This is a genomic window from Pseudomonas sp. LBUM1660 (genome assembly GCF_059695935.1).
The window spans coordinates 6,357,736-6,378,809 of record NZ_CP166795.1; the positions used below are offsets into that span (position 1 = coordinate 6,357,736).

The 21,074-nt window shown below is 51.1% G+C and carries 16 protein-coding genes; 6 read left to right on the forward strand and 10 right to left on the reverse strand.

The genetic code is table 11. From position 1 onward, the window contains the following. Positions 1-109: 109 nt before the first annotated feature. The 6 genes from ACA068_RS29520 to ACA068_RS29545 form a co-directional block, all read right to left on the reverse strand. The gene (locus tag ACA068_RS29520; RefSeq protein ID WP_497306618.1) at positions 110-1,453 is read right to left on the reverse strand and encodes a hypothetical protein; all 1,344 of its coding nucleotides are present in this window, start codon (positions 1,451-1,453) and stop codon (positions 110-112) included. Further along, positions 1,450-2,607, reverse strand: a complete 1,158-nt coding sequence (locus tag ACA068_RS29525; RefSeq protein WP_497306620.1) for an ATP-binding domain-containing protein — start codon at positions 2,605-2,607, stop codon at positions 1,450-1,452. Before ACA068_RS29525 ends, ACA068_RS29520 begins: the two co-directional genes overlap by 4 nt. A 17-nt stretch (positions 2,608-2,624) precedes the next feature. Next, complete coding sequence (locus ACA068_RS29530) at positions 2,625-3,974, reverse strand: protein kinase domain-containing protein (RefSeq protein ID WP_497306622.1); 1,350 nt, start codon at positions 3,972-3,974, stop codon at positions 2,625-2,627. Positions 3,975-5,006: 1,032 nt separating this feature from the next. Beyond that, positions 5,007-6,437 carry a UvrD-helicase domain-containing protein gene (locus ACA068_RS29535; RefSeq protein WP_497306624.1) on the reverse strand — a complete coding sequence of 477 codons (1,431 nt, stop codon included), beginning with the start codon at positions 6,435-6,437 and terminating at the stop codon, positions 5,007-5,009. Further along, positions 6,430-8,136, reverse strand: coding sequence for an ATP-dependent nuclease (locus ACA068_RS29540; protein WP_497306626.1), 1,707 nt, complete (start codon positions 8,134-8,136; stop codon positions 6,430-6,432). Before ACA068_RS29540 ends, ACA068_RS29535 begins: the two co-directional genes overlap by 8 nt. A gap of 264 nt (positions 8,137-8,400) precedes the next feature. Continuing rightward, positions 8,401-10,011, reverse strand: a complete 1,611-nt coding sequence (locus ACA068_RS29545; protein ID WP_497306628.1) for a hypothetical protein — start codon at positions 10,009-10,011, stop codon at positions 8,401-8,403. A gap of 361 nt (positions 10,012-10,372) precedes the next feature. Between ACA068_RS29545 and ACA068_RS29550 the strand changes: the two genes are divergently transcribed. Together ACA068_RS29550 and ACA068_RS29555 are read left to right on the forward strand one after the other, a co-directional pair. Further along, positions 10,373-10,642, forward strand: coding sequence for a BPSL0761 family protein (locus ACA068_RS29550; RefSeq protein WP_497310685.1), 270 nt, complete (start codon positions 10,373-10,375; stop codon positions 10,640-10,642). Further along, on the forward strand, positions 10,639-11,400 hold the full coding sequence (locus ACA068_RS29555) for an SIR2 family NAD-dependent protein deacylase (RefSeq protein ID WP_497306630.1): 762 nt from the start codon (positions 10,639-10,641) through the stop codon (positions 11,398-11,400). The genes ACA068_RS29550 and ACA068_RS29555 overlap by 4 nt, the downstream gene beginning before the upstream one ends. Before the next feature lie 44 nt (positions 11,401-11,444). Here the strand turns inward: ACA068_RS29555 and ACA068_RS29560 are convergent, their stop codons facing one another. The 3 genes from ACA068_RS29560 to ACA068_RS29570 are packed head-to-tail and all read right to left on the reverse strand — an operon-like array spanning position 11,445 to position 15,782. Next, positions 11,445-12,797, reverse strand: coding sequence for a transposase (locus tag ACA068_RS29560; RefSeq protein WP_497306632.1), 1,353 nt, complete (start codon positions 12,795-12,797; stop codon positions 11,445-11,447). After that, positions 12,790-14,823 carry a TnsB C-terminal domain-containing protein gene (locus ACA068_RS29565; protein WP_497306634.1) on the reverse strand — a complete coding sequence of 678 codons (2,034 nt, stop codon included), beginning with the start codon at positions 14,821-14,823 and terminating at the stop codon, positions 12,790-12,792. Before ACA068_RS29565 ends, ACA068_RS29560 begins: the two co-directional genes overlap by 8 nt. Beyond that, a complete protein-coding gene (locus tag ACA068_RS29570; protein ID WP_497306636.1) occupies positions 14,820-15,782 on the reverse strand; it encodes a PDDEXK family nuclease in 963 nt (320 codons plus the stop codon). The genes ACA068_RS29565 and ACA068_RS29570 overlap by 4 nt, the downstream gene beginning before the upstream one ends. 717 nt (positions 15,783-16,499) lie before the next feature. Between ACA068_RS29570 and ACA068_RS29575 the strand changes: the two genes are divergently transcribed. From ACA068_RS29575 to ACA068_RS29585, 3 genes are all read left to right on the forward strand, one after another. Next, positions 16,500-18,155: a TnsD family Tn7-like transposition protein gene (locus ACA068_RS29575; protein ID WP_497306638.1), complete on the forward strand. Its 1,656-nt coding sequence runs from the start codon at positions 16,500-16,502 to the stop codon at positions 18,153-18,155. A 212-nt stretch (positions 18,156-18,367) separates the two neighbouring features. Further along, positions 18,368-18,529, forward strand: a complete 162-nt coding sequence (locus tag ACA068_RS29580) for a hypothetical protein (RefSeq protein ID WP_497306640.1) — start codon at positions 18,368-18,370, stop codon at positions 18,527-18,529. Between the two features lie 195 nt (positions 18,530-18,724). After that, on the forward strand, positions 18,725-19,243 hold the full coding sequence (locus ACA068_RS29585; protein WP_497306641.1) for a hypothetical protein: 519 nt from the start codon (positions 18,725-18,727) through the stop codon (positions 19,241-19,243). A gap of 315 nt (positions 19,244-19,558) precedes the next feature. On the opposite strand, the gene ACA068_RS29590 is transcribed toward ACA068_RS29585, so the two are convergent. Beyond that, complete coding sequence (locus ACA068_RS29590; RefSeq protein WP_497271743.1) at positions 19,559-19,960, reverse strand: hypothetical protein; 402 nt, start codon at positions 19,958-19,960, stop codon at positions 19,559-19,561. Between the two features lie 487 nt (positions 19,961-20,447). Between ACA068_RS29590 and ACA068_RS29595 the strand changes: the two genes are divergently transcribed. Continuing rightward, entirely contained in the window at positions 20,448-20,963 is a 516-nt protein-coding gene (locus ACA068_RS29595; RefSeq protein ID WP_017338154.1) for an Hcp family type VI secretion system effector, read from the forward strand. Positions 20,964-21,074: the final 111 nt, after the last annotated feature.

Sequence of the window (21,074 nt, forward strand, 5' to 3'; positions counted from 1 at the left end):
CTTACATAGGGACTGAACAGCCCGATGATTTTATAAACGACTCAGGGCTGGCTGGAATCCTTATCCATGCATCATCGGCCTCTCGTGCTACCTACAGCACATGAAGTCTCTACTTCTTCCGTCCTCGCGGCTTGCCTAGCGTGCTGTCATGGCGGAGGCGCTGGCCCTCAACAATGCCGCAAGCCTCTTCTAAAGCACGCATCGCTATCATTAGACTACTGCGTAACGCCTCTTCACGTTCAGCGGCTTCAGATGTTTCTTGGGTCCTTTGTGAGGAAGCTTTTCGTTTGGCGACGTTGGCGAAACAGCCCACGACCATAGGTGCAAGTTCGACGTCAATGAGCCACGGCGAGCGCGTCCGAAATAGAAGAGGCGCATTCCGTCGCCTATCGAGGAGAATCCTGAGCTCCGCAACTGAAATATCCGCAGTTATTTCGGCGTTCAGTTGAAGTCCTTGATTCAACACGGCCCATCCAAAGCCATTGAAATTTCTAAGTGCAGACTCTCGACCTAGTATGACTGCAAAAACACAATATGCCGCCACAACTAGTCCCGCTGGATCCATACTCCGTGCAAGATCTAGAAATTCAAATGAGCCTGGCTCAATCAAGCTAATTAGAAACCCCTGCTCTAAAGGGCTGCGAGCTTTATCATTAGAACTCTTAAGAGCCTCTATTATTATATCATATCTTTTTTCTCGACTGCTCACGGCCCGTAACTCGCGAGTGATCTCAGGAATTGTGCGCTTGAGCAGATCACGTTGGCCCCAATCTGTTTGCCTTTCTAGCCATACTTGGATCTGATGGCCCAACATTTCAGATGAAGCATCTTTGATTTCTATGTTATCAGAAAGAGCCCATAGAAAATCTGACAGATTAACAATGTTATTCACTGTAGCAAAGTTAACATCATTTTCGGTTAGTACACTTGCCTCCAACCAACGCTCCGCAAGACTAGCAAGCGATTTACCTTGCCACCCTTTAATTATCGCTTGCGCACAGACGAATGATAACGTTCGACGAACAGAGTCCATTCCCATGGTTCGAAGATCGGCTTCCGAACTTATAAGTGATGTGAGCTCACCAATAATTAAACCCACAAACCCCAAGGCTCTAGTAGCATCAAGCGGCTTAAATTCATACGGATTACTACATCCAAAATCTTCAACAGCCCATACTTTCAGAACAGATGTAACGGGTGTCACGGCACTTGGTAGTGCTAGCAATCTTGGGAGTAAAGTACTTATATCGTCGTTGGAAGCAACTATTATGGACGGAGCATCATTATTTAGGCTGTTATCATCTACCCATAGGATACGTATTTTATTAGGTAATAAAGGGTCTCCGAGCTCAGAATTTTTGATTGGATAAGATGTGGCCTTCAGCTCTCCAGGCCGTGAAAGAATACGCACCAGCTCGCCAGCTTCGACATTGACATTTCGAAACTTTTTCATATTTTTTTTCCGAATAAGTTCTTTATAGAAATTTTATCCACGTTAGGTTTTGCGATCGCAGATGCGAAGAAAGCATGAAGAGGCTCGTCGTGATAGATGTCTAAGGCAGTTTTGGCTCGTGTAACAGCCATGAATGCAACTCTTCTCTCGTGTTTATTGAAAGCAGAAAAGTCATCTGCAGAAACGATATGCGTACATCGGTATTCAAGACCTTTAGACGAATGGACCGTGCTTACCCATATGGGAAGCGCTGGATCAAATTCACGATTCATGGCGTTAGTAACAAAGCCAGTCAAATCCGGATCCTTGGTGAGCTTTTCAACAATTTCTTTGACTCGATCTCGGTGCGGAATGAGAACGCCTATAGTTTGGCCTGGGTAGACAGCTAACTGTTTAACCAGTTTTTTAATTAGTGCCTTTACTTGAGCATCCAGATTAATACCACCGGAAACGTCTACGTTGCCCGGGTCACCTTTATATTGATGAGTTTCGAGCATGGAGGTGTGCCCAAGTTTTCCGGCCATGATCTTATCGGCTACGTCAAGAATGGCGGGAGCGACCCGATGGTGATACTTTAGGGTAATCGACGCCCCCCAACTGTAGTCTTGAAGCCACTGAGATCCGGATAAACCAGTCCCGTAAATTCCTTGACGTAGATCGGCAGCGCAGCATAAGTTTTTTGCCAGATACTTGAATATGTTCAAATCTTCACTGGAATAGTCCTGCGCCTCGTCAATAAATATAACAGGGTAAGAGTTCTGGCCATTGCCGCTGCTCATCAACTCAGCCATTGCGAGTTTTAGGGTCTTATCCCTTTCGGCGTAGGACTCTCCTTCTATTCGCGGTGGCAGGAAATCGTGATCACCGAGGACCTGCTCCAGCAATTTACGCTGAGTTATAATTCGGTTCTCAGGGAATGAGTAAAGACCCGCGCCTGTGCGGACAAAGTTTTGCAACAAGCTGGTATAGCAAACTATGTAAAATTCTGCATCAGGCGATGCAAGCACTAAGTGATTTGCTCGAAGCAGGAGCAAGTTTGTCTTGCCGCTTCCGGGAGGTCCCTTCAGGATTATGTCTGAATCAAGATCTTCCTCAAGGACCTTTATCTGTTCATCAAGTAATTCATTTTCATCAATCCACCATGTACCAGACATTGCTAAACCTCCATTGTTTATTCGGCAATCAACTCTTCGACTATCGTAAGCATCCACTCTTGAAACTTGTCGGAGAACGTTTCAAAACTCTCTAGAGCAGGTCCGAGTTTAGTCCACCCGATTTCTGTGTCGGTTAGCCCCTTAGATGCTCTGACATAAACATCTACTGTTTGCCGGTCTTGGAAAATCTCTATCGCAATTTGAAACCGAAAGTTAGTATTAAGACCAAGCTTGGGTGCTGGATCAAAGGAGTAGGTAATGGCTGGACTAGGATATATATGCCCGTTGATAGCTGTCGCTCTTGAAGGCATGATACTGCTTAGCTCGGCGAGTGCAGCATCGAACTGAGCTCTGGCAAAGCTCACCGTCTGGGTTAATTTAATTTCATCTAAGCGACGATTTTCAATTTTCTCGAGCACATCCGCGCGGTTTATAATACTATTAAGCTTCAGCCGTTGTTGTAGAGCATATTTTCTTGCAGCAAGCGATGGTTTAATTGGTTCATTAACGGAGATCATAAAGTCCTCCCATCGAACCAACTCAAGCCTTTCAAGTGGGTTTTTTAGTAGACACCGGGTCGCAAGACTACACAAATGATTGTCAACTTCGTCGGATACCACAACGACTTGTTCGTTGTTTATGGCTACCACGAGATCAGCATGTCTCCCAGTCGCGTCGTAGAAAATAGGTTTTCGGACAATAATATCATGTAGTACTGCGCCGATCTGATAAAAAGTGATGGCTCGCCAGCCATTTAGCGAGTTCTCCTCACGACCGTGTATCATCTCAGGCGGACTGTATTGATGCGTCCCAATGAAAGCTTTTGAAACCTGCAAAAGTGTAGCGGAATTGTCGCCGTGCGGTTTCATAACCCCGAAGTCTAGCAATATTAAAGAAGAGTAGTCTTCGCTCACATGAATATTACTGGGCTTTATATCCCGATGTGTAAAACCCCACAGTTCAAGTTGCATAGCAGCACTGGCTAATTGCTCGATTAGCACTGCTATATTTTTAGGAGGGATTAAATGCAGAACGTCGCTCAGCGGCCGGCCCTCTGCAACGTCCATTGCGACGAAGAAATGCCCTGTATTTTCACACATGCCTGCGTCAATGATATTTACTATGTTTTGGTGTCGTTTTTCTATTAGAGTCCGTTCACGATCGACTCTTACCTGCTGCGCCTCCCGACCATACTGCTCGGTCAGAGCGGGGTGAAATACTTTCAGTACTGCTACCCGCTCAGCATGCTGCGCATGCAAAACAACAGCCGATTTTCCATGCGATAAATAACCTGTCAGCTTCCAGCCTGCTACCTCCTGGCCTGCTATAAGTTTGTCCGAAAAAACCTTAGCTTCTGCAAAATCCATTTATATTTCTCGCGCAATTAGCAACGGATGTAGCGGAAACTTTCAGCAACTAGCATAACCTCGCATCCGCTAGCGGCCGCCTCAACTAGCCCATCATTATAATGTTGTACAAAATCGAGAGAGTCCATGTGTGAACGTATTTCTAGAGCGCTGGGGTTAGAGGTGCCCCAGTAGAATTGATAAATCCCAAACAAATCTTTACATCTAGCACTATAGCAAACTGAGTAATTTCCGACCGGCTCAATTAAAATGAGCGAAGAAGCCCCTGTAACATATCCCGCCGCGGTAAGGGCATCGCCCGTACAAAAAAGCGCTTTCTCTCGATAAGCAATGCCAAACCGATCAACGAACCATTCGTTCAAAATTTGATGAGTAGCGAGCGGCATGTCCCGGGGTCTTCTTGCCCTCTGAAGATTTGGATTCGAGATTACCCCCATAGCGCCTGACAGGTGCTTGGCTGAATGCGCACGAAAAAGCTTCGGGCCAACTGATACCATTTTTGCTTCCTTTTCAATGGGGTTCCGCGCCCGCAAACGGGCTAGTGCCGTAGGTAGCGCCTCCTTGGCCCTATGAAGCGCAGCGGGAGTGGCCTACGCCTCTCCCATCATAGATACATTCAGTGAGTCGGTGAACTGGTTGTAGTATCCGTCCGGGATCTTGTTAACTCACGTTTTGGGTCGACACTAGGTCTACGTATCTAAATGTCTTGTGAGTGGCTTTCGTTGCGTCGAGCTAGGCCTATAGCGTGCTCAACGTGTGTGTTTCATGGATGAACAACTCAGTCTTGCCTTCCAACTCATTGCCGACGCGCAATGTGCGCCACCACTATGGGGCCACCCGCTCCTGGCGCTTTGCGTTTTGATATTGGCCTGCGGAAAGAATGAGTCGAGACCAGAATCTCATTCTTCCCTTCTGTAGGATCAGGCGACATACATCATGCGCATGTCCATTTGACGCAAGCAGATAACCGAGGATGGCCATACGCGTATGGGTCTCTAGACCGATCCGAGATGTCCAAAACTGAATAGGCATTCAAGTAGGTATATGCCGGCCTGTCCCGATGATGGTGAGAGATTTCGCTCCTCGGGTCATCGCGACGTACAAATCCTTCGCATCAAGCGAGTCGGCATCAAGAATGACGGCGTGGTCATACTCAAGGCCTTTGACCAGCAACGTAGTACCAATCAGCTTGCGGTGGTTGATCGGCCGCCCCGAATGCCTCATCTCACGCTGGTAAAGAATGCCAGCCTCCACGAGCGTCGTGGCTTGGCCATCAACATGAATCTTGAGCACGTTCAAGAAACGATAGAGTAAGTCACGGCGATAGGCTGATGTTCCAGGGTTGCTCTTCAACGTTTCGAAGAAGGCCTTAAGATGGCTGCTGGACGGCTCAGTCAGATAGTCATTTGCAGCTTGAAGGACCAAAGGGTATTTAGTGGTCCTACGCAGCTTGGTTACTTCGCCTCGTCTGGTTCCGGCCGTCAACGCACTGGGTACACCAGTGAGGCATTTCATCGCGAATTTCACTACAAGGAGAAAACCCGCCTGAACAGTCTTGGCGGCAACAAGCTTTTTGATGAACGAATGCAGATCTTTACCTTCGATTTCCTCGATTGAGGAAAAACGTCCGGCCATGGTTTTCGCCAAGAGGTGAGTTTTATTCTTGGACTGGTTGTCCCCGCCGTGCAGAGCGATGACGCTCTCATTATTGTTCAGCATCCCACAAAGCGCCGTGTACTGTTTAGCGGCGAGGTACTCGGGCTGGGTGTAGGTACGAATCACGCTCGGTGGTAGCTGGGCCAGCAAATCAATCTTTTGGCCTAGCTCGATCTTTCGCCTCACATCTTTGAGCCATTCGCCAAGTTCCGGACTCTTCGCCTTGACCCACCGCCAAGGGACCTCCAGCTGTCCCAAGCAATCAAATTCGGGGTAGACGGCGACTTCCCAATCAACGGGCTTGCCATCGTCAAAATCAAATATGGATTGGAGGGGGTCTCCCAACAGTCGGCTTGGAAGAAATTCTGCCAGGTTGCAGACGAGATCATGTTGTACGTCTGAGCAGTCCTGGTACTCGTCGACGTAGAGACCTATGTAGCTGGACGACACCGCCTCACGAATGAACCTCTTTCCGAGCAAATGGGAGCAGCACTCGTACAACTTATTCCACTGCTTGCTGGTCGGGTTTTCAATTTTCCAACCAGATGCTTTCGGGTACGCCAGACAGAGTCGAAGTGCCCAGCTAGCAATCGTATCGACCTGAAACTGGGAAGCACGAACGCCCAAGTCCGCCATTTTGGTTTTTATCGAATTCACGCCGGCAAAAGTGTGCGTCAGGATAAGCTGCCGGCCACCGGACGCTCGCACCGCCATTGCGATGAGATGAGTTTTTCCAAACCCCGCAGGCGCGATTACATAGCCTTTGGAGGTACAGTCGTTGAGCTTGATTGCGAGGTCTTCAGACACGCTTCGCCCACTCCCAAAGCCTTCCCAACTCTACGGCGAGATTTGTTTTGCCGAACACGGGATCGTTGAATGCGGCACTCACCGCCTTGAACCACAGGTCGCCTCTAGTAGTGTCCTTGAACCATCCCGCGCTCTTTGCTGCAGCACCAATTGCAGTCCGCAGCTTGGGGCTATCCCGCCACTCGCTGATGTCAGGGTCCAATACGTCCTGATACTGCGATCGCACTTGATCGTATACCGGGTAGAGGAGTTCGATTTGGGCGAGCGTCAAGCTGGCAACTACGGAAGCCCAGGGCAGATCCACAAAAGCCCGCTCCTCAAGCGAAAGCTTGTCGCTCCAGACGTAGGTGGGAATTCCTATCGCAACAAGCCCAGCAGCATCAGCGGCAGAGAACTGCTTCTCGGCATCGCCATCAGCTAGTACCGACACGTCATAGCCAAGCTTTTTGAAGGCAATGCCCATGCCCTTCACTTTGCTGGCTCCCTTGGCGTCCAGCAACGCCACACCATGATACGACAATGGATCTTGTCCATTCACGAGCTGGTGATCGTCATAGCCCCTTATGAAACCTACCTCGGTAGCGCCTTCACATACGACGACCTTTTTGGCCAGGAACGCTTCAGCGCTAGAGCGAATCTTCCCCTGAACCTCGTGCTCTTCGAGGCCCTTCTCGGCAGCGGAGACGATTGTCACGACCCCGCCCTTGCTGTGGACGATATGAAGATCCTGCACCGTGAGTTCGCGAAGCACCATGGGAGAATGGGTGGTTAGGAAATACTGCCCGCGTTTGTCCTCCCTGATGTGCTTGATGAGACGCGTAATGCGATGGGGCTCGAGGCCGAACTCCAACTCATCGAACAACGTGATATGGCCGTCCTCCAGGCCTGCTTTCTGGATTCCACACTGAAGCATCCGGCGAGATCCCAGACCTAACTGGCGCAATGGGATTTCGCCGTCATGCAAGGAAAGACCACCGACTTTCAGGTTGATGGACGCCAAGTCGAGATGGGCCTTGTAGGCATCAAGTACAGGGACACCTAAGAGCTTCGCAATCTCTTGCGATTTGGTTGCTGCAGTATCGAAGTTTGTCAGGGTGACAGCCCGGTCGACATCGAGCGAACTCCTGGCAGTCCTCGATGCATTGGCCAATAGCTCGCTCAAGCTCTGCGCAGCAGTAAGCTTGGCAAGAGCAGTTCCGTTTGCCCAGGAAAGCTCTCGTTCGCTGAAGACACCGATGAGGCCAACCCCCACCTTGTTTCTATCTGCCTGTTTAAAGGTCACCCCGTCCGGGTTGCGATCGCACACCACTGCCCATTTCGGCTCCAAGTCCTTCTCGACGGTTAACCGGGCGGTCAATACGCTTTCCAGATGATCGTCTGGCTCATCAAGCAGCTTTTGAGCTGCCGCGTCCCAACCCCGAAGGTACAGCCCATATTTATTAAGTGCGGAAAAGTCTGCGGCCAAATGTCCGATCGTGATCTCGATGATGATGGGATCAGAGATTTTGCACTGGTAAAAATCTGAGTCGCTGAGGGCCAGATTCCACTGGGGATGGAATGTGTAACGGATGGCATCCAAAATTGTGGACTTGGAGGAGTCACCTTTCCCTATGAGACAGAAAATGTCGGCGGTTGGCACATTCCAATCAAGCGTTTTCACTCCGCGGAAGTTCTTGATCACGATCTTTCTGATTTTCACCAGCCAGCATCCTTCTGAACGTCATCGTTAAGTAACGGTGAAGCACGTTTGTAGCGCCTCAACTGGCTCCCATGAGCGCAGCGGAAGTGGCTAATCGCATTTACCCATCATAGATACATCCTACGAGTCGGGAGAACTGTTCATACGACTCCGTCGGGGATGGGTGTTAATTGGCGGGTTTCACCGACACCAGCTCTCTGTATCTGAATATATTGCGAGCGGCTTTCGTTGCATCAAGCTCGGCTTGGAGAGTCCTCGCAACTCCTAAGCAGGTGAAGACCTATGTTCCATGCGGGCTCGCTTTCTTTCTCGTTCGGCTTTCCTTGCAGCTCGGTCCCTGCTCAACTCAACCTCTCTCATGGGATGGTTGATGAAGTGCTGTTCGTAGGTACGGATCAGTCCAGCATCGTGACTTGCCATAACCTGCTCGAAAACGTAATCCGCGTTCCTGGCGACGATTTCGTACTTATCGGTTTCAAGGTTTCTATTCGAGATCAGTAGCAGCGCCTCTGGAGTGAAATTACCGCTGCTCCAGATTTCAAACCGCTGCGGCAGATATCCCCATTCAGAATGATGCTTAGCCACTTCCCGGAGCACAGGAATGCGCTTGTCGAGCCATTTGGCGACTTCTGCGTCATCTACATTGCCCAAGGGATGTACTCCCTTGCACTCGATGAACACCACGTCTTGATACCTCCTGACTACCAAGACGTCAATTTCGGCCTGCCGGCCAAGGCTGTCCTTAACCTTCCTGTTCACTTCAGGATCGCCGCCCGGGAACGTGGACTTGGCAATGTGAGCAACTGCGAACTCAAACAAACTTCCTCGCAAAGTAGACCCGGCGCCCTCTATCCGCGAAAGCACGTTGAAAACTTGATCCAGTGACTCAGGGCTGTCCAAGAGCTTGGCCGTGTTTTCGAGCAATGAGCACAGGCTCTTCAGGGCTCTGGCTACCTCCAGGCCGAAAAGGCTTTCAGTAGTGGCAGGAATGATGCCCTCTGCTTTTAAGAGCGAGAACGCTTCGGTGGAAAACTCTTCAGCTACAAAAACCTGGAGACAGCGGCTTACCTTTGAAAGGCTGCGTAGCGTCACGCATTTTTTGACGAATGCACTCAGTTCCTCTGCGGTTGCCCGTCCATTCAAAGCAATGTCGCAGACAAAAAATCCGCCCTTAACGCCGGCAGCCTCAGAATACGAACGCATCGGAAACAGAAATGATGGACCCGCCATATCCCACTGAAACGTACCTACCTGCGGCATCTTCTCTAGCCCATCGTCCTCACGGGTTTTGACGGCCTCGTAGCTCACCAGCCCCAATTTTCGTGCCCAGTCCTTTACCGCGATCAGCGCCAGTCGCTCTGCAATGTTTCGAGCCTTGAGTTTGGCCAGCGTGATCCCGTCCTGTAGGGGTATTTCTTGATCGCATCTCACGACGCATGTATCCCCTCCCGGCAGTGCTACCTCCTTGACCAGACTCGCGCTGATCAACCGTTCAAGCAGGCTTTCGGCCGAGACGTGTTTCAACTGAGCTACCGGCGCTCCACAGGCGATAAGGAAATGAGACCGCAGCATGAAGTTAGAGCGCATTTTCAAGGCTTGGAGGGCTGAGTAGTAGGCGCTATTCGTCTTCTGAAGAGCATCAATCAGATTGGAAAAAAACTTCGGCGAGCCGTAATCGGATCGTAGATACACAAAGCGGGCACGGTGAGGAAAGATCAGGTGGCTCAGCTTTCTCATATCTTCACAGCCCCGCTCGACCCGCTTGCGAGCGGCCGTAGGAGCCAGGTTGTATTGAGATTCCAGGATCTTCGCGAGCTCACTGCTCAGCATCGGGCCGTTCTTAGCCAGAATTTTCGCTACCGCATCCTTCGCCATTTCGCCTCCGTCATGTCCATGTCACACAGCGCTATTTATATAACTTGTAAACAAGTGCCGTTCTGCTTGCTGTTTGTATTCTATGAAAAGCCCAATTTACAAGGTTTTCATGGGACCGAGTCAGCGGAAAACCAGAAAAATGTCACAATAGTCGAATCTTGGGCGCCTGCAAGGCGTTGCTTTAGACGCCCGGAGCCAGGTGAAGGGCCGACATGTGGCCCGATGATCAATGTCGCCTTTCCATCGAGGGAGCATGATGCAGATCGGCCTGTTTTGCTCTTAGACCCACCCTAGAGAGCTAAACTGAAGATCTGCGGAGCAGGAGCTGCTGCGCGATGATTCAGAGGGCCTCAATATGACCATGCCGAATGAACGTACCCGGGCAGTCATCCAAACGGGAGAGTTTCTGCTCGAGCTATCCCGAGATTCCTCGTTACCAGAACGGATACGCCAAGACGCCAAGTTTCTCCTGCGTCATTACCCAGACCAGTTCCAGATGCTCCTTGCTGGACGGATTGAAGAATCATCAGATTCTGACGTATCCCCATCAGGTCCAGTCTTCAGCTCCTCAATCGAAAGCAGCTATCACTCCCCGATCGTTTACGCTGCAGACGCGAAAATCTCCAGATGAACGATTGGGATAGAGCCATCCGAGCCTTGAGCGCCGCTCGAAAAGTCTTGTGTTTCACCGGCTCCGGCATCTCTTCGGCAAGTGGAATTCCAACATTTCGCGACAAACTCACAGGCCTTTGGGAAAAACACGACCCTGAAAGATTGGAAACGGCACAGGCTTTTCGAGAGAACCCTCAACTGGTTTGGGGCTGGTATCTGTGGCGGCGCTCTCAAGCTGGCCAGGCCCAACCAAACGCCGCTCATCTTTCGATTAGTCGACTGGCGGCCACCGGCAAACAGGTTACGGTCATCACTCAGAATATCGATGACCTGCACGAGCGCGCGGGGTCTCAGAACGTCGTGCATTTGCACGGCAGCTTGATGAATCCGATCTGTTTTGCCTGCAAGCGTCCGGCGGTAATCACAACTGATCAGCTTCAGGTTTCTGCAGAAGGAGAATGGGTAGAGCCGCCCCGGTGCACACGGTGCAATGGGAAACTCCGACCTGGAGTTGTGTGGTTTGGAGAGGATCTGCCTGCTGGAGCCTGGAAAGCAGCTATGGCCGCCGTAAGGGATTGCGACACCCTGATCTCCGTGGGGACTTCAGGAGTGGTCAGGCCTGCGGCGGATATTCCTGAAATCGCACTGGCATCTGGCGCGACAGTTATCCACGTCAACATTGCAGACGTTTGCCTGAGGGCCCCAAATGAGTTGATGCTGATGGGGGCGGCCGCGCAGGTGTTGCCTGAGCTATTGCTGGCGACACCTTCGAGATAAAGCTGCAGCAGCTCAGCAGGAATGCGCGAAGGCTTTCACAGCGCTTACTTTGCAGGCCCTCGCGGCTTTGGCGGCCCTTTGGATTCGAATAGCAATCGGCTGTATGCATCCTCCAAGCCCTCCCGAGTTTGCTTGGGTAAGGCTGGTTTTTTCTCACGCACGGGCTTCGAAGACGGATTGGAAGGTGAGCCTGGCGGATGGAGCTGTTCGAAAGTCTTACGCTCCTCGGCTGTTAGGGATGAAACAAAAACCTTCTCACTCACCCGTGTAGCTCGATCGTCCTTGGTGAAGCTCAACACGTTGGAAGGCAACGGTACCGGGAACGGACAACGAAGGTCAGGTCTGGCTCCGGTTTTATTCTTATGAATGCTGATGCGAGTTAGCTCCTCGACATCGTCCCTACTGCTGGAGTACGAGGCTGAAAGGTATGCATTGTTGACGTCCTCCAAAGTCATCGTATGGCGACGGGCCGCACGGGCTTCTAAATACGCCACCTTGATCAGTTGAACCGCCAGACGCTTTATACCGAACGTCCAGCGATACAGCTCATGTACAAGGGCGGCTGGATCTGCAGATACGCGCCGTCCGCTCACCCGGATGCATTCTCGAACATATTCCTCCCAAGCCTTCGAGTCAGGATGGTCCGGCAGCATTACGCGCGGATCGGAAAGAAGCCGTTGCTTGTCCTCACTGTTCCTTGTCAGCAATTTGTGACCCAAGCTGTAGTTCGCCACATAGATCATCGGGACCCCAAGCCCTGCCATGGTGAGGAGGATATCCGTGACCCGGGCTACGCCTTGACCAGTGCTCTGATGCTGCATCTCTTCGAGCATCATTAGTGACACACCGTCACGATTGACCCTACGCCGGCACTCCGTCAGCAGCTTTGATGTGTTCGCTCTAACTCCCCTCGCGTCGCCGCCGAGGAAGTCTTCCAACAACTGCCTGCCGCCAGCCTTACCCCTTGCGCTGGCGTACCAGTACGATATTAAGGTATGCGGTTCATGGTAGTGGGCGGATGCATAAGGTGCAGGTCCAGGCATTACCTTCATCAGCGCACTGATAGTTTGGCTCTTCCCAACGCCAGCAAGGCCGGTGAGGCATATAGGAAACGCCTCATCCTCAGGGGGCTGATATAGCCGCCGCTGATATTGCTCGTCAGTGGAAAAACTCTCGGCTGAAAAGCTGCGCGCACGATCAACGCTGTCTTTTATGAAGTCCAAAGAAAACTGGCTGGGAAGGAAAATCGTCTTCAGGCCCTCTGACAAACGCTCAGCGGCCAATGCGGGGCTCAACTCCTCAAGACCGGTCACCGGATCAGGATGCACTGTAACCAACCGCCGGATATCAGCCAGCGTGTCCGGTCCGTCAAAGCGCGTAGAAAAGATGTTAGTCATGGCCTTTCCCCATCAACCGCTTCTGGTCAGCGGCATCACGCTCGGCCGCTCCACCCTTCGCAGGACGCCCCAGCTTGCGAATACCACTGTCCCAGGCTTTGCCTGTTGCGTGAAGAAACTGGGCATTGCGATCCTGGAGGATCGCGGGCTGTTCTTCACGAAGCTGCGCCTTGCCGCGCAACCGATTCTCATTGAGCACTTGAAGATCCGACAGCGAAATGTCGACACTGCTGGGGTGGACGCTCGCCGGCTTTACAAAGTCGAGTTCGTACAAGACGCCTTCTAACTCGATCCAGATGTGTCTGACACACATGGTCATCACATACGCTGTGACAGATATCTGGCCATTCAGCGCAATCCTGTCAAAAACTTCGGTATCAATCAGCTTTGAAGAGTTGTACTTGCGGCCATAAAAATAAACCCCACTCCTTTTGATTTGCGCCGGATGAGGAGTCAGGAATTCTCGCACGGCGTAGTCAAAACTAACCTCCGTTCCCGCATCGTAGCCAAGATCACTATAGAACTTGTAAATATTATGTGGGGTTGGACTAAAGCCCACCTCCAACATCTCAGGCGTCATCTTCCCCTCAGCATCTGAAGCATGGTTATCGTAAATAGCTTGAAGAATATGCCGCTTGGACATTTCGACAAAGTTGAGCGAGCTATGAAAATGTGTTGGCTGATCATTGTCAGACTTGTTCCGAGGGTGTGATGATTCAACCGTAGCTTTCGACTGACCCGAGTGGGTAGGAGTTAGCTCAAGCCTGGATAACCAACTCATCATTTCGCCACGAGCGACTGCTTCTGAACGGATGGGGACACCCATGGTAGAGCCGGGCCCACGGTCGAAGACGATGTTTTGTGGCAGACCGTAAGTTGGCCATTCCTCTTCTCTAATCGTCAATCCGAACAACGAGGCAAATTTGACCTTACTAATGGCCATCGAAAACAAGGCCATGCGGTAAGCGTCCATGTTCTCTTTGTTTTCGGAGAATCCCAAGGCGACGACGGCTCCAGACTGGCCACATACTCCTCGAACCACACAGGCCGAATCCATAGCGGACCCTTCGAGCAAGCCAGATATCTTGCCTTTGGGGTTATAACCGTCAAACTCAACAAGTTGGTTTACATTAACCAAGCCATGAGAAAAACTTCCAACAAAACCGGACTTCGCTCGAGCCCCGCTCGGACCTCTACGTGCTTTCCTATACGCCTTGGTGCTTATCACTTGACCGAGATAGTAATCGTACTGTCCTTTTGTTGGAAATGGCTTACCTTCAGGTTGATAAAACTTCTTTTTTCCTTTCGATGTTATTAAAGGAACACAACCGAATTCACCCACCAGCACGTCACCAAAAATCTCAGCGTCAGATTTTCTTTTATCATTATATTTAATGAATCCATTTACGATAGAAGCCTGCATTTCAGGCGTAGCAGGGAATCGGGATTTGAGTCCCGACTTAGGCGGCCTTCCCAATATTTTCCCGTCTGCTGCCTGTATCCTATTGCCTTTCCCGCAGCGGTCGAACTTGGGCATAAGCGCCCATTTCGAGCGGCCGAACACCAGATAGGTAAAAAACCAAAACCTCAACCGGGCTCCAACCAGTTTGGGGGACTGCTGATCGGCATGGGCGTTGATAATCGATTCAGGCTTGTCGCTCGAGAGAATATGCTCCGCATCTTCTACCAAATTAGCTATGGCGAGGTAACGCTTGTTAACCGTTTCATCGTAGCTTTTCTTCGGCCTAACTCGATATTTTTCCAATTGATCTACTGAAATACCGCTGATGGCCTTCAACCAGGGAGGTGTGGCGTCACTGCCACATTCCACAAGATCACCATTGGTCAACGCAAGATCAAATTCAGGCCGGGAAAACGTTAGCAAACTCGCAGTGGTGCCTTTTTCATCAAAAAATACAAGGCGCGCCCTGTTTGCCTTGCCGTCACTTGCAAGGAAATAGTATTCGACATCCTTCGTCAGCCCTTTAAATCCCTCAGGTGCTTTCAGCTTTGAGCCAGTGATCATTCGGGTAGTCCGGCAAAAAGTGAGCCATAAACTTGCAGAACATCTGGCGCATCCGTCACCAATGGATGATCGATAAGAATCGGGTCAAACAAACTGACCTGTAGCTTACGCTCCCATATGTCTTTGTAGATCTTCGTCAGAAACAGATCACGCCGGCCCCACCGCTGTCCGTACGTTAAGGCAACAGACGCTACTGGCCTCCCATGAGCGACACAGTCACCGACATCGTGCGAGAAGTCCTCGAGAAGATTAGATTCGAGGCTGATTTCGCGATCATGATAGCCATATAGAAGATCCAAGTTGGCCACCAAGACTGGGTCCAGCAGGTCCCTAGAAGCCCTCACAGTCCTGATACCTGCACTATGGTAGTACGCCTCTTCCAAGTCATGCCGCAAGCGAGCTTTCTCGCGGTCTTCTTTCTGTTTCGCTAGGCTCTTCAAGCTTCCCCGAGCGACCTCATCAAAATCCATCGCACTCAACTTCACTGTCCAGTTCACAGCGTAGGGGACTGAGCCTTGCGGTTGGATATAGAGAAGCAGATCACCCAGGTAGGGATGGGGAACCCTCTGGCGTTCACCATCACCGTACGTCACGACTACAGTCGCGTGTTTAAGCCCGATTTCCTCTGCTACTAATGATGTTCCCTTCACTGGCAGAAGTTCCAGTCCGGCAGCTAAAGGGTGCCCTTGAAGTGGATGAACGTGTGGAATCGGGCTGAGCATTTTCTGCTCGTGCAACTCAAATACATTGGGATTATAAAGAGCCAGTTGGGCGAAGATCCTTTCAGGTGTAGAAAGAAGATGCAGTGCTCGGCTAAGCTTCCTGCTATTAAGGCGGCAAATACGAGAGCCCTTGGGAGCTTCACCAGGGACTGCGTAAATTCCGGCTAAGTAGTTATCTCCCCACTTGAAGCGGCCTTGTCGACCTATAATGCGAAATAACGATTTTTTAAGATCCACTAATTTTATCCATCGTCCATTCAATCCTCAGCAGGCAGCGTATAACAGTCCACCTGTATCGGATGAATAAGCAGTCCAATAGCGCGTTGGCACGCCGAGGCCTATACCACGCGCAATTTACTTTTCTCGGGATGAGCGGAGCCGTGCAGGGCTTGACGCCCTACGCTAGTGAATGGACAATGGATTCGTCAGGAGTCGAAAGCTGACTTATCCTCAGAGGCCCAAGGTCACACTTGGGCCTTTGTCTATCTGGCTCCTGGGTCTTCTATCCAGTTTCCATTTTGTTTTCCTCAGGCCTGATTAATAGGCCGGCAACTATCTAATTTTAGCTGTCTGCACTTTGGCGGCTGCCTCTCCGTTAATTAGGCAGAGTTTTCATCGCTTGTTTGTCGTGCACTTTCAGTTCCAGTAATGCCTTTAGCAACCGTTACTTAACGCCGCATGGTAACGCCGAAAAATGGCAATTGACAACCGGAATAAATCAGCTAAGTTCCGCCTCCGACGGCGGATTTATGCTGAATTTCCAGTATTTTCGGTGCTTGGACGGCTAAAAACTGGCACGCCTAGATGATAAAGAAATTAAAAACTAGCGGTAGATGCCTACGGTTATGAGACCTCAGATTCGTGAATAACCATCCGCTGTTTAGGTGGAATGGATACGAAGCACGAGGTGTCGGCCGCTATACTAAACTCCTCTGACCCCGACTAGGAGGCCGCATGAGCGCCGCTTCAGGTCAGGAATGTGTGGCAGGGCCATTCCCTCGGCTGGACTGGCTACCCGACGAAACACTGTTCAGTTTGTGCAGTCGACAGCATCTGGTAATGGGTAACTTAAACCCTGCGACGACATCCACCGCTGTGTTGGGACTGCGTCAACAATTTATAAAACATGATATCCCCTGCGGAATTTCAGCGTTAGAACGAACTGGGTTCGAATACTGGGGCAGTGCAGAATCTATTCTTCTTAATCACACAATATTCCCACTATTCGTTCCATTTCAAAATAAAGTTAAAATTGAAGACGCGATAAGAACTGTAAAAAGCGATCGCCTTGATTCAATTAAATATCGACTTGGCCTGATATCAAGCGGCTTTGGCGCTGAACACCCGTTGAAAGCATGTCCGTACTGTATGCGCGAGGATGTGCACGCCCATGGCATAGCTTACTGGCACCTCACACACCAATATCCAGGTGTGCTGATCTGTCCACGCCATCAAGCTTGGCTCATGGCATCCACCAAAAGTAGACGGTGGTCGGGTCGGTTTGAATGGTCGCTACCTACCGAGGAATTCTTGATCGAACAGGCCTCATCTCAGAAACTCTGGTCACGTCCAGTTTTTTTGGCCTTGGCGAACAATGTCATCGACCTTGCATCCATCGGCCGAGCGACGTCCTTCGAACCTTGCGCCGTCGCCACGGCCTATCGAACAGCTTTACTCCAAGGGAGCAGATCTGCATCACTGCTCGACCGCACCGAGCCGCTTCGCCGCTTTCATCTTTTTGAATCATTGCCGGCAGACAAAAAAAGCTCAGAGTCATTTGTGAACCAGCTTGTCCGTCCCCCCCGTAGAAGCATTCATCCTCTGAAACATCTGATTCTGATTGATTGGCTATTTGATGACCTGCACTCGTTTCTAGAGGCCTATAAAGCTGAAGTGGCCAGATCAGCCCAGCAAGTGGCAAGCACTCCATCGCCGGCACCTGATAAGCGAGTCTCGCTATCAAGCTCAGGGGCTCCAGCCAAAAACGCTCCCAGGCCCAAACGACTAAAAGGCCAACTCAAAGAGGATCTGCTGTCAAAACTGGCTAAGGGCATATCGAAACAGGTGCTTTGTGAAGAGTTTCAAATCACTGTATCCACAATCAATAAGCTGCTACGTGCCCATCCAGCGACTTACGCCTTAGCACTTAAAGCTAGGCACCGCCGCGAGATTGATGAGCACAGGAGGCAGTGGCAACACCTACATGGTTTGTATCCTGAACTGGGAGTCCAGGCTTTGAGGAACACAATGCCTCCTCTCTACGCCTGGCTTTACCGAAACGACAAAGCTTGGCTGATCGCCGAAGAGCAAACCTTCGCCAAACCTGCGCACGTGAACAAGCACCCTGTTGACTGGGAGGCCCGGGATTATCGGCTACTGAGCATGTTACGAACGGCGTGCGAGTCGATCGCTTTACCGCAGCGCGGTCCGGTCACAATGGCACAGCTGTACGTCATGATCCCCATGCTCTCGACTTGCCTGGAAAATCGGGACCGATACCACGAGTCCAGAGCATACTTGTCGACGGTGATGGGTCGCTCTAAGCCGAAAGATCTCCTCGACCACGGAGAGGGCATCAATGGATCCGAGCGGACGGTAGCTAAACGTTGAACAAGCCCGAAGGCTACGAGCTCTGCAGCCAGCGTCTTTTCGCAGTCGGGCGGGCCGAAGAAGATCACCTTGCCTGCGGCTTCATGCAGTAGCTGCGCAGCCGTCTTTCGCCGGAAGCGGTAATTTCAATTTTTTTTCAGTTTTCGGCCTTCGTATTGGTCAGGTCGACATCGAGGAGACATAAATAGTCGGTACCTATGAAAAACATTTCCATGTTCGACTATTTCGCGTTCCTCTTCCTGTCCCTCCAAATTCTGGCCCTCGACTGGGCCGACCAGGTTAAACCGTACCTTCCCCTGTTCCAGTTTCTCGGGATCCTGGTAACCATCGTCGTCGGTGGGTTCGCCGTGGCCGGGGTCATTCATCACTGGTGACCTCGATTTGTTGACGCTTACGCCGAATTGATCCGCGCGCCGACGTAACACTGATCGACATCCGACCGGAACAATTCCAGCACAGCCAATGGTTCGCAAGGGATTAGACTAGTTCAATGACATCTCCGCAACTGGGTTAATTCGACGGCGGCGCCAACAGCTATACGTTGGAATGTTCGGTGGTCTGAGTGCCAGATGAGTGGCGAGATTACGCCGTTACGTCGACTTGCCAGCGGAGTACGATTGGGAAAAAGTCCGAATCGAGGTGGTGTTGTGGAAAAAGACGAGATCCGGGGCAGAATTCTCGCTAGAGAGCAGGAAATGCTCGCTCAAGCCAAGAACGACATTTTAGGATGCGGCGACTTCCTGCCTGTTAATAGGCTTGCACAGCATTTCAATGTTCGCGCTGAAATACTTACTCCAGCCTTGGTTGAGTGGGAGGTAGGCAATCGAATTTTCTCGATCGAACATCAAGGCTGTAGTCTGTTCCCCTGTTATGCGTTCTCCACTCAAGCTGGGCTCACCCCTTATCCAGAATTGAAAGAAATAATCTCTATTCTCTCTCCTACCAAAGACAGCTGGTCGATGGCGTTCTGGTTTTTTTCGCCAAATGGAATGCTTGGAGGCAAACGTCCACGAGACTTGTTTTCCACGGATGCGGTCCGTGTGACCTTAGCCGCGCAAGACGAGGTGGATGGGATCATTCACGGCTAGATGCGCCGCTGCTTGAATGGATGCCTCAGCTTTGAGGATTCGTGCCAGGAGCAGGTCTAATATCTTCCGACCGCTGTTGTCCTTGCCCCCCTTAGCGTGAAACAGCAATCGGCCATTCATCGACCTCCAACCAGATACGGTTCCAAATAGACCGATGCGAAATTGCACTCCACTTGACCACCCGTTTGCATTCGACCTGACCAGTCATTTGCATTTGTTCTGACCACCAATTGCATCGGATTTGACCAGCTTGCTTCGTGGCCATGACCGGCAGAGAACGGCCAATAGCGGTCATTTGGGCGCTCGAAATCCGCTCTACTTCGAAAGCCCGGGTGCGCCCTCGTCTATCCCACACAAAATCCTCTCTAGCTCAGGCCGCGTCCACTTCTCCCAAGGAAATACATCCCGTTGATCGCCGCTGTGCCAATGCTCGCCCGCATCAAATGCCTGGTAGATAGAAAATGCCGGCTCGGGCATCTCCGCGTGCATGGACAAATCGACGATATCGCTGATTACAATATTCATCACCTCATCACAGTAGTGAAAATCGCGGGTGCCCGTAATAAACAGTCTGGCCATTGAGATCGCCAATTGATTCAAAAGATCGCGACTGTCGATCTGTAGGTGCTCACAAATGACACTTAATTCCGTGTTGGGGGCTTTTTCAATGACCCCAAGTACGTAATGAAGGTTGGCATCACTCAGACCTGTGGTCATGGGATCAAAATACTCGTGAATTGAGTAGTGCGATGGATTCAGGACAAGCCTGTTAGAAAACATACTGCCAGATGTGCTGCTGAACGTCCGCTATGGGTTGTGGATTCAACCGGTCGATGCAACAGATTGGCTAAATCGTTCAGCGGCGACAGCTTGGCTACGCCATCATCACCCACTGATGCCTAATAGCCATTATGCGCAAGAAGTTGCGCACTATTCCACGAAAAACCCCTCCAACATCGTTGAGAGCCATGCCCGCCGTGGCCTGTAGCCAGGTGCGCAAGAAGTTGCGCACTACTGCGCAACTTCTTGCGCACTTTGAGGGGGCTTTTCCCTTCAAAATCACTTAAGCGATTGAAAACCTCGGCCATCCCCCCGGTTTACACAGCCCTCAACATTTCTGGCACGGACCTTGATAACAGTCAGGCACCCACCGGGCGATACCGCCTCCCGGGCACTCTTACTTTATTCAGCAAGGAGCACATCCATGGCTACTCCAGCGTACATGTCCGTCACTGGCGAAAAACAAGGTCTGATCACTGCCGGTGCGTTCACCGCCGACTCGGTTGGCAACACCTACCAGGAAGGTCACGAAGACCAGGTCATGGTTCAGGCTTTCAACCACGACGTAATCATCCCGCGTGACCCGCAGTCCGGCCAACCGACCGGTCAGCGCGTACACAAACCAGTTGTGATCACCAAGGTCTACGACAAGTCTTCGCCACTGCTGCAAGCGGCTCTGACCTCGGGCGAGCGCATGAGCGAAATCGTTATCCAGTGGTTCCGTACTTCGGCCCAAGGGACCCAAGAGCACTACTACACCACCAAACTGGAAGACGCGATCATCGTCGCCATCAACAACAAAATGCACAACTGCCAGGATCCGTCGAACTCCCACTTCACGCACCTGGAAGAAGTACAGTTCACCTACCGCAAAATCACCTGGACCCACGAAGTATCCGGTACTTCGGGTTCCGATGACTGGCGTCAGCCAGTCGCTTAATCGCGGCTGACCGCTTCACGCATCGGCCAGCTCTGCTGGTCGATGTTGTTTCCGCCTTTCCAGAATTTGCGTCTGCTGATCCTTTGATCGGGTATTGGTTTACGCCGCAGC

Bases quoted from the DNA above. Each gene is read 5' to 3' on its own strand.
- ACA068_RS29580 (WP_497306640.1), top strand. From the start codon at position 18,368: ATGTTCGACTATTTCGCGTTCCTCTTCCTGTCCCTCCAAATTCTGGCC.
- ACA068_RS29555 (WP_497306630.1), top strand. From the start codon at position 10,639: ATGAACGATTGGGATAGAGCCATCCGAGCCTTGAGCGCCGCTCGAAAA.
- ACA068_RS29545 (WP_497306628.1), bottom strand. From the start codon at position 10,011: ATGGCGAAGGATGCGGTAGCGAAAATTCTGGCTAAGAACGGCCCGATG.
- ACA068_RS29595 (WP_017338154.1), top strand. From the start codon at position 20,448: ATGGCTACTCCAGCGTACATGTCCGTCACTGGCGAAAAACAAGGTCTG.
- ACA068_RS29530 (WP_497306622.1), bottom strand. From the start codon at position 3,974: ATGGATTTTGCAGAAGCTAAGGTTTTTTCGGACAAACTTATAGCAGGC.
- ACA068_RS29560 (WP_497306632.1), bottom strand. From the start codon at position 12,797: ATGACTAACATCTTTTCTACGCGCTTTGACGGACCGGACACGCTGGCT.
- ACA068_RS29565 (WP_497306634.1), bottom strand. From the start codon at position 14,823: ATGATCACTGGCTCAAAGCTGAAAGCACCTGAGGGATTTAAAGGGCTG.
- ACA068_RS29590 (WP_497271743.1), bottom strand. From the start codon at position 19,960: ATGACCACAGGTCTGAGTGATGCCAACCTTCATTACGTACTTGGGGTC.
- ACA068_RS29525 (WP_497306620.1), bottom strand. From the start codon at position 2,607: ATGTCTGGTACATGGTGGATTGATGAAAATGAATTACTTGATGAACAG.
- ACA068_RS29520 (WP_497306618.1), bottom strand. From the start codon at position 1,453: ATGAAAAAGTTTCGAAATGTCAATGTCGAAGCTGGCGAGCTGGTGCGT.
- ACA068_RS29550 (WP_497310685.1), top strand. From the start codon at position 10,373: ATGCCGAATGAACGTACCCGGGCAGTCATCCAAACGGGAGAGTTTCTG.
- ACA068_RS29575 (WP_497306638.1), top strand. From the start codon at position 16,500: ATGAGCGCCGCTTCAGGTCAGGAATGTGTGGCAGGGCCATTCCCTCGG.
- ACA068_RS29585 (WP_497306641.1), top strand. From the start codon at position 18,725: ATGAGTGGCGAGATTACGCCGTTACGTCGACTTGCCAGCGGAGTACGA.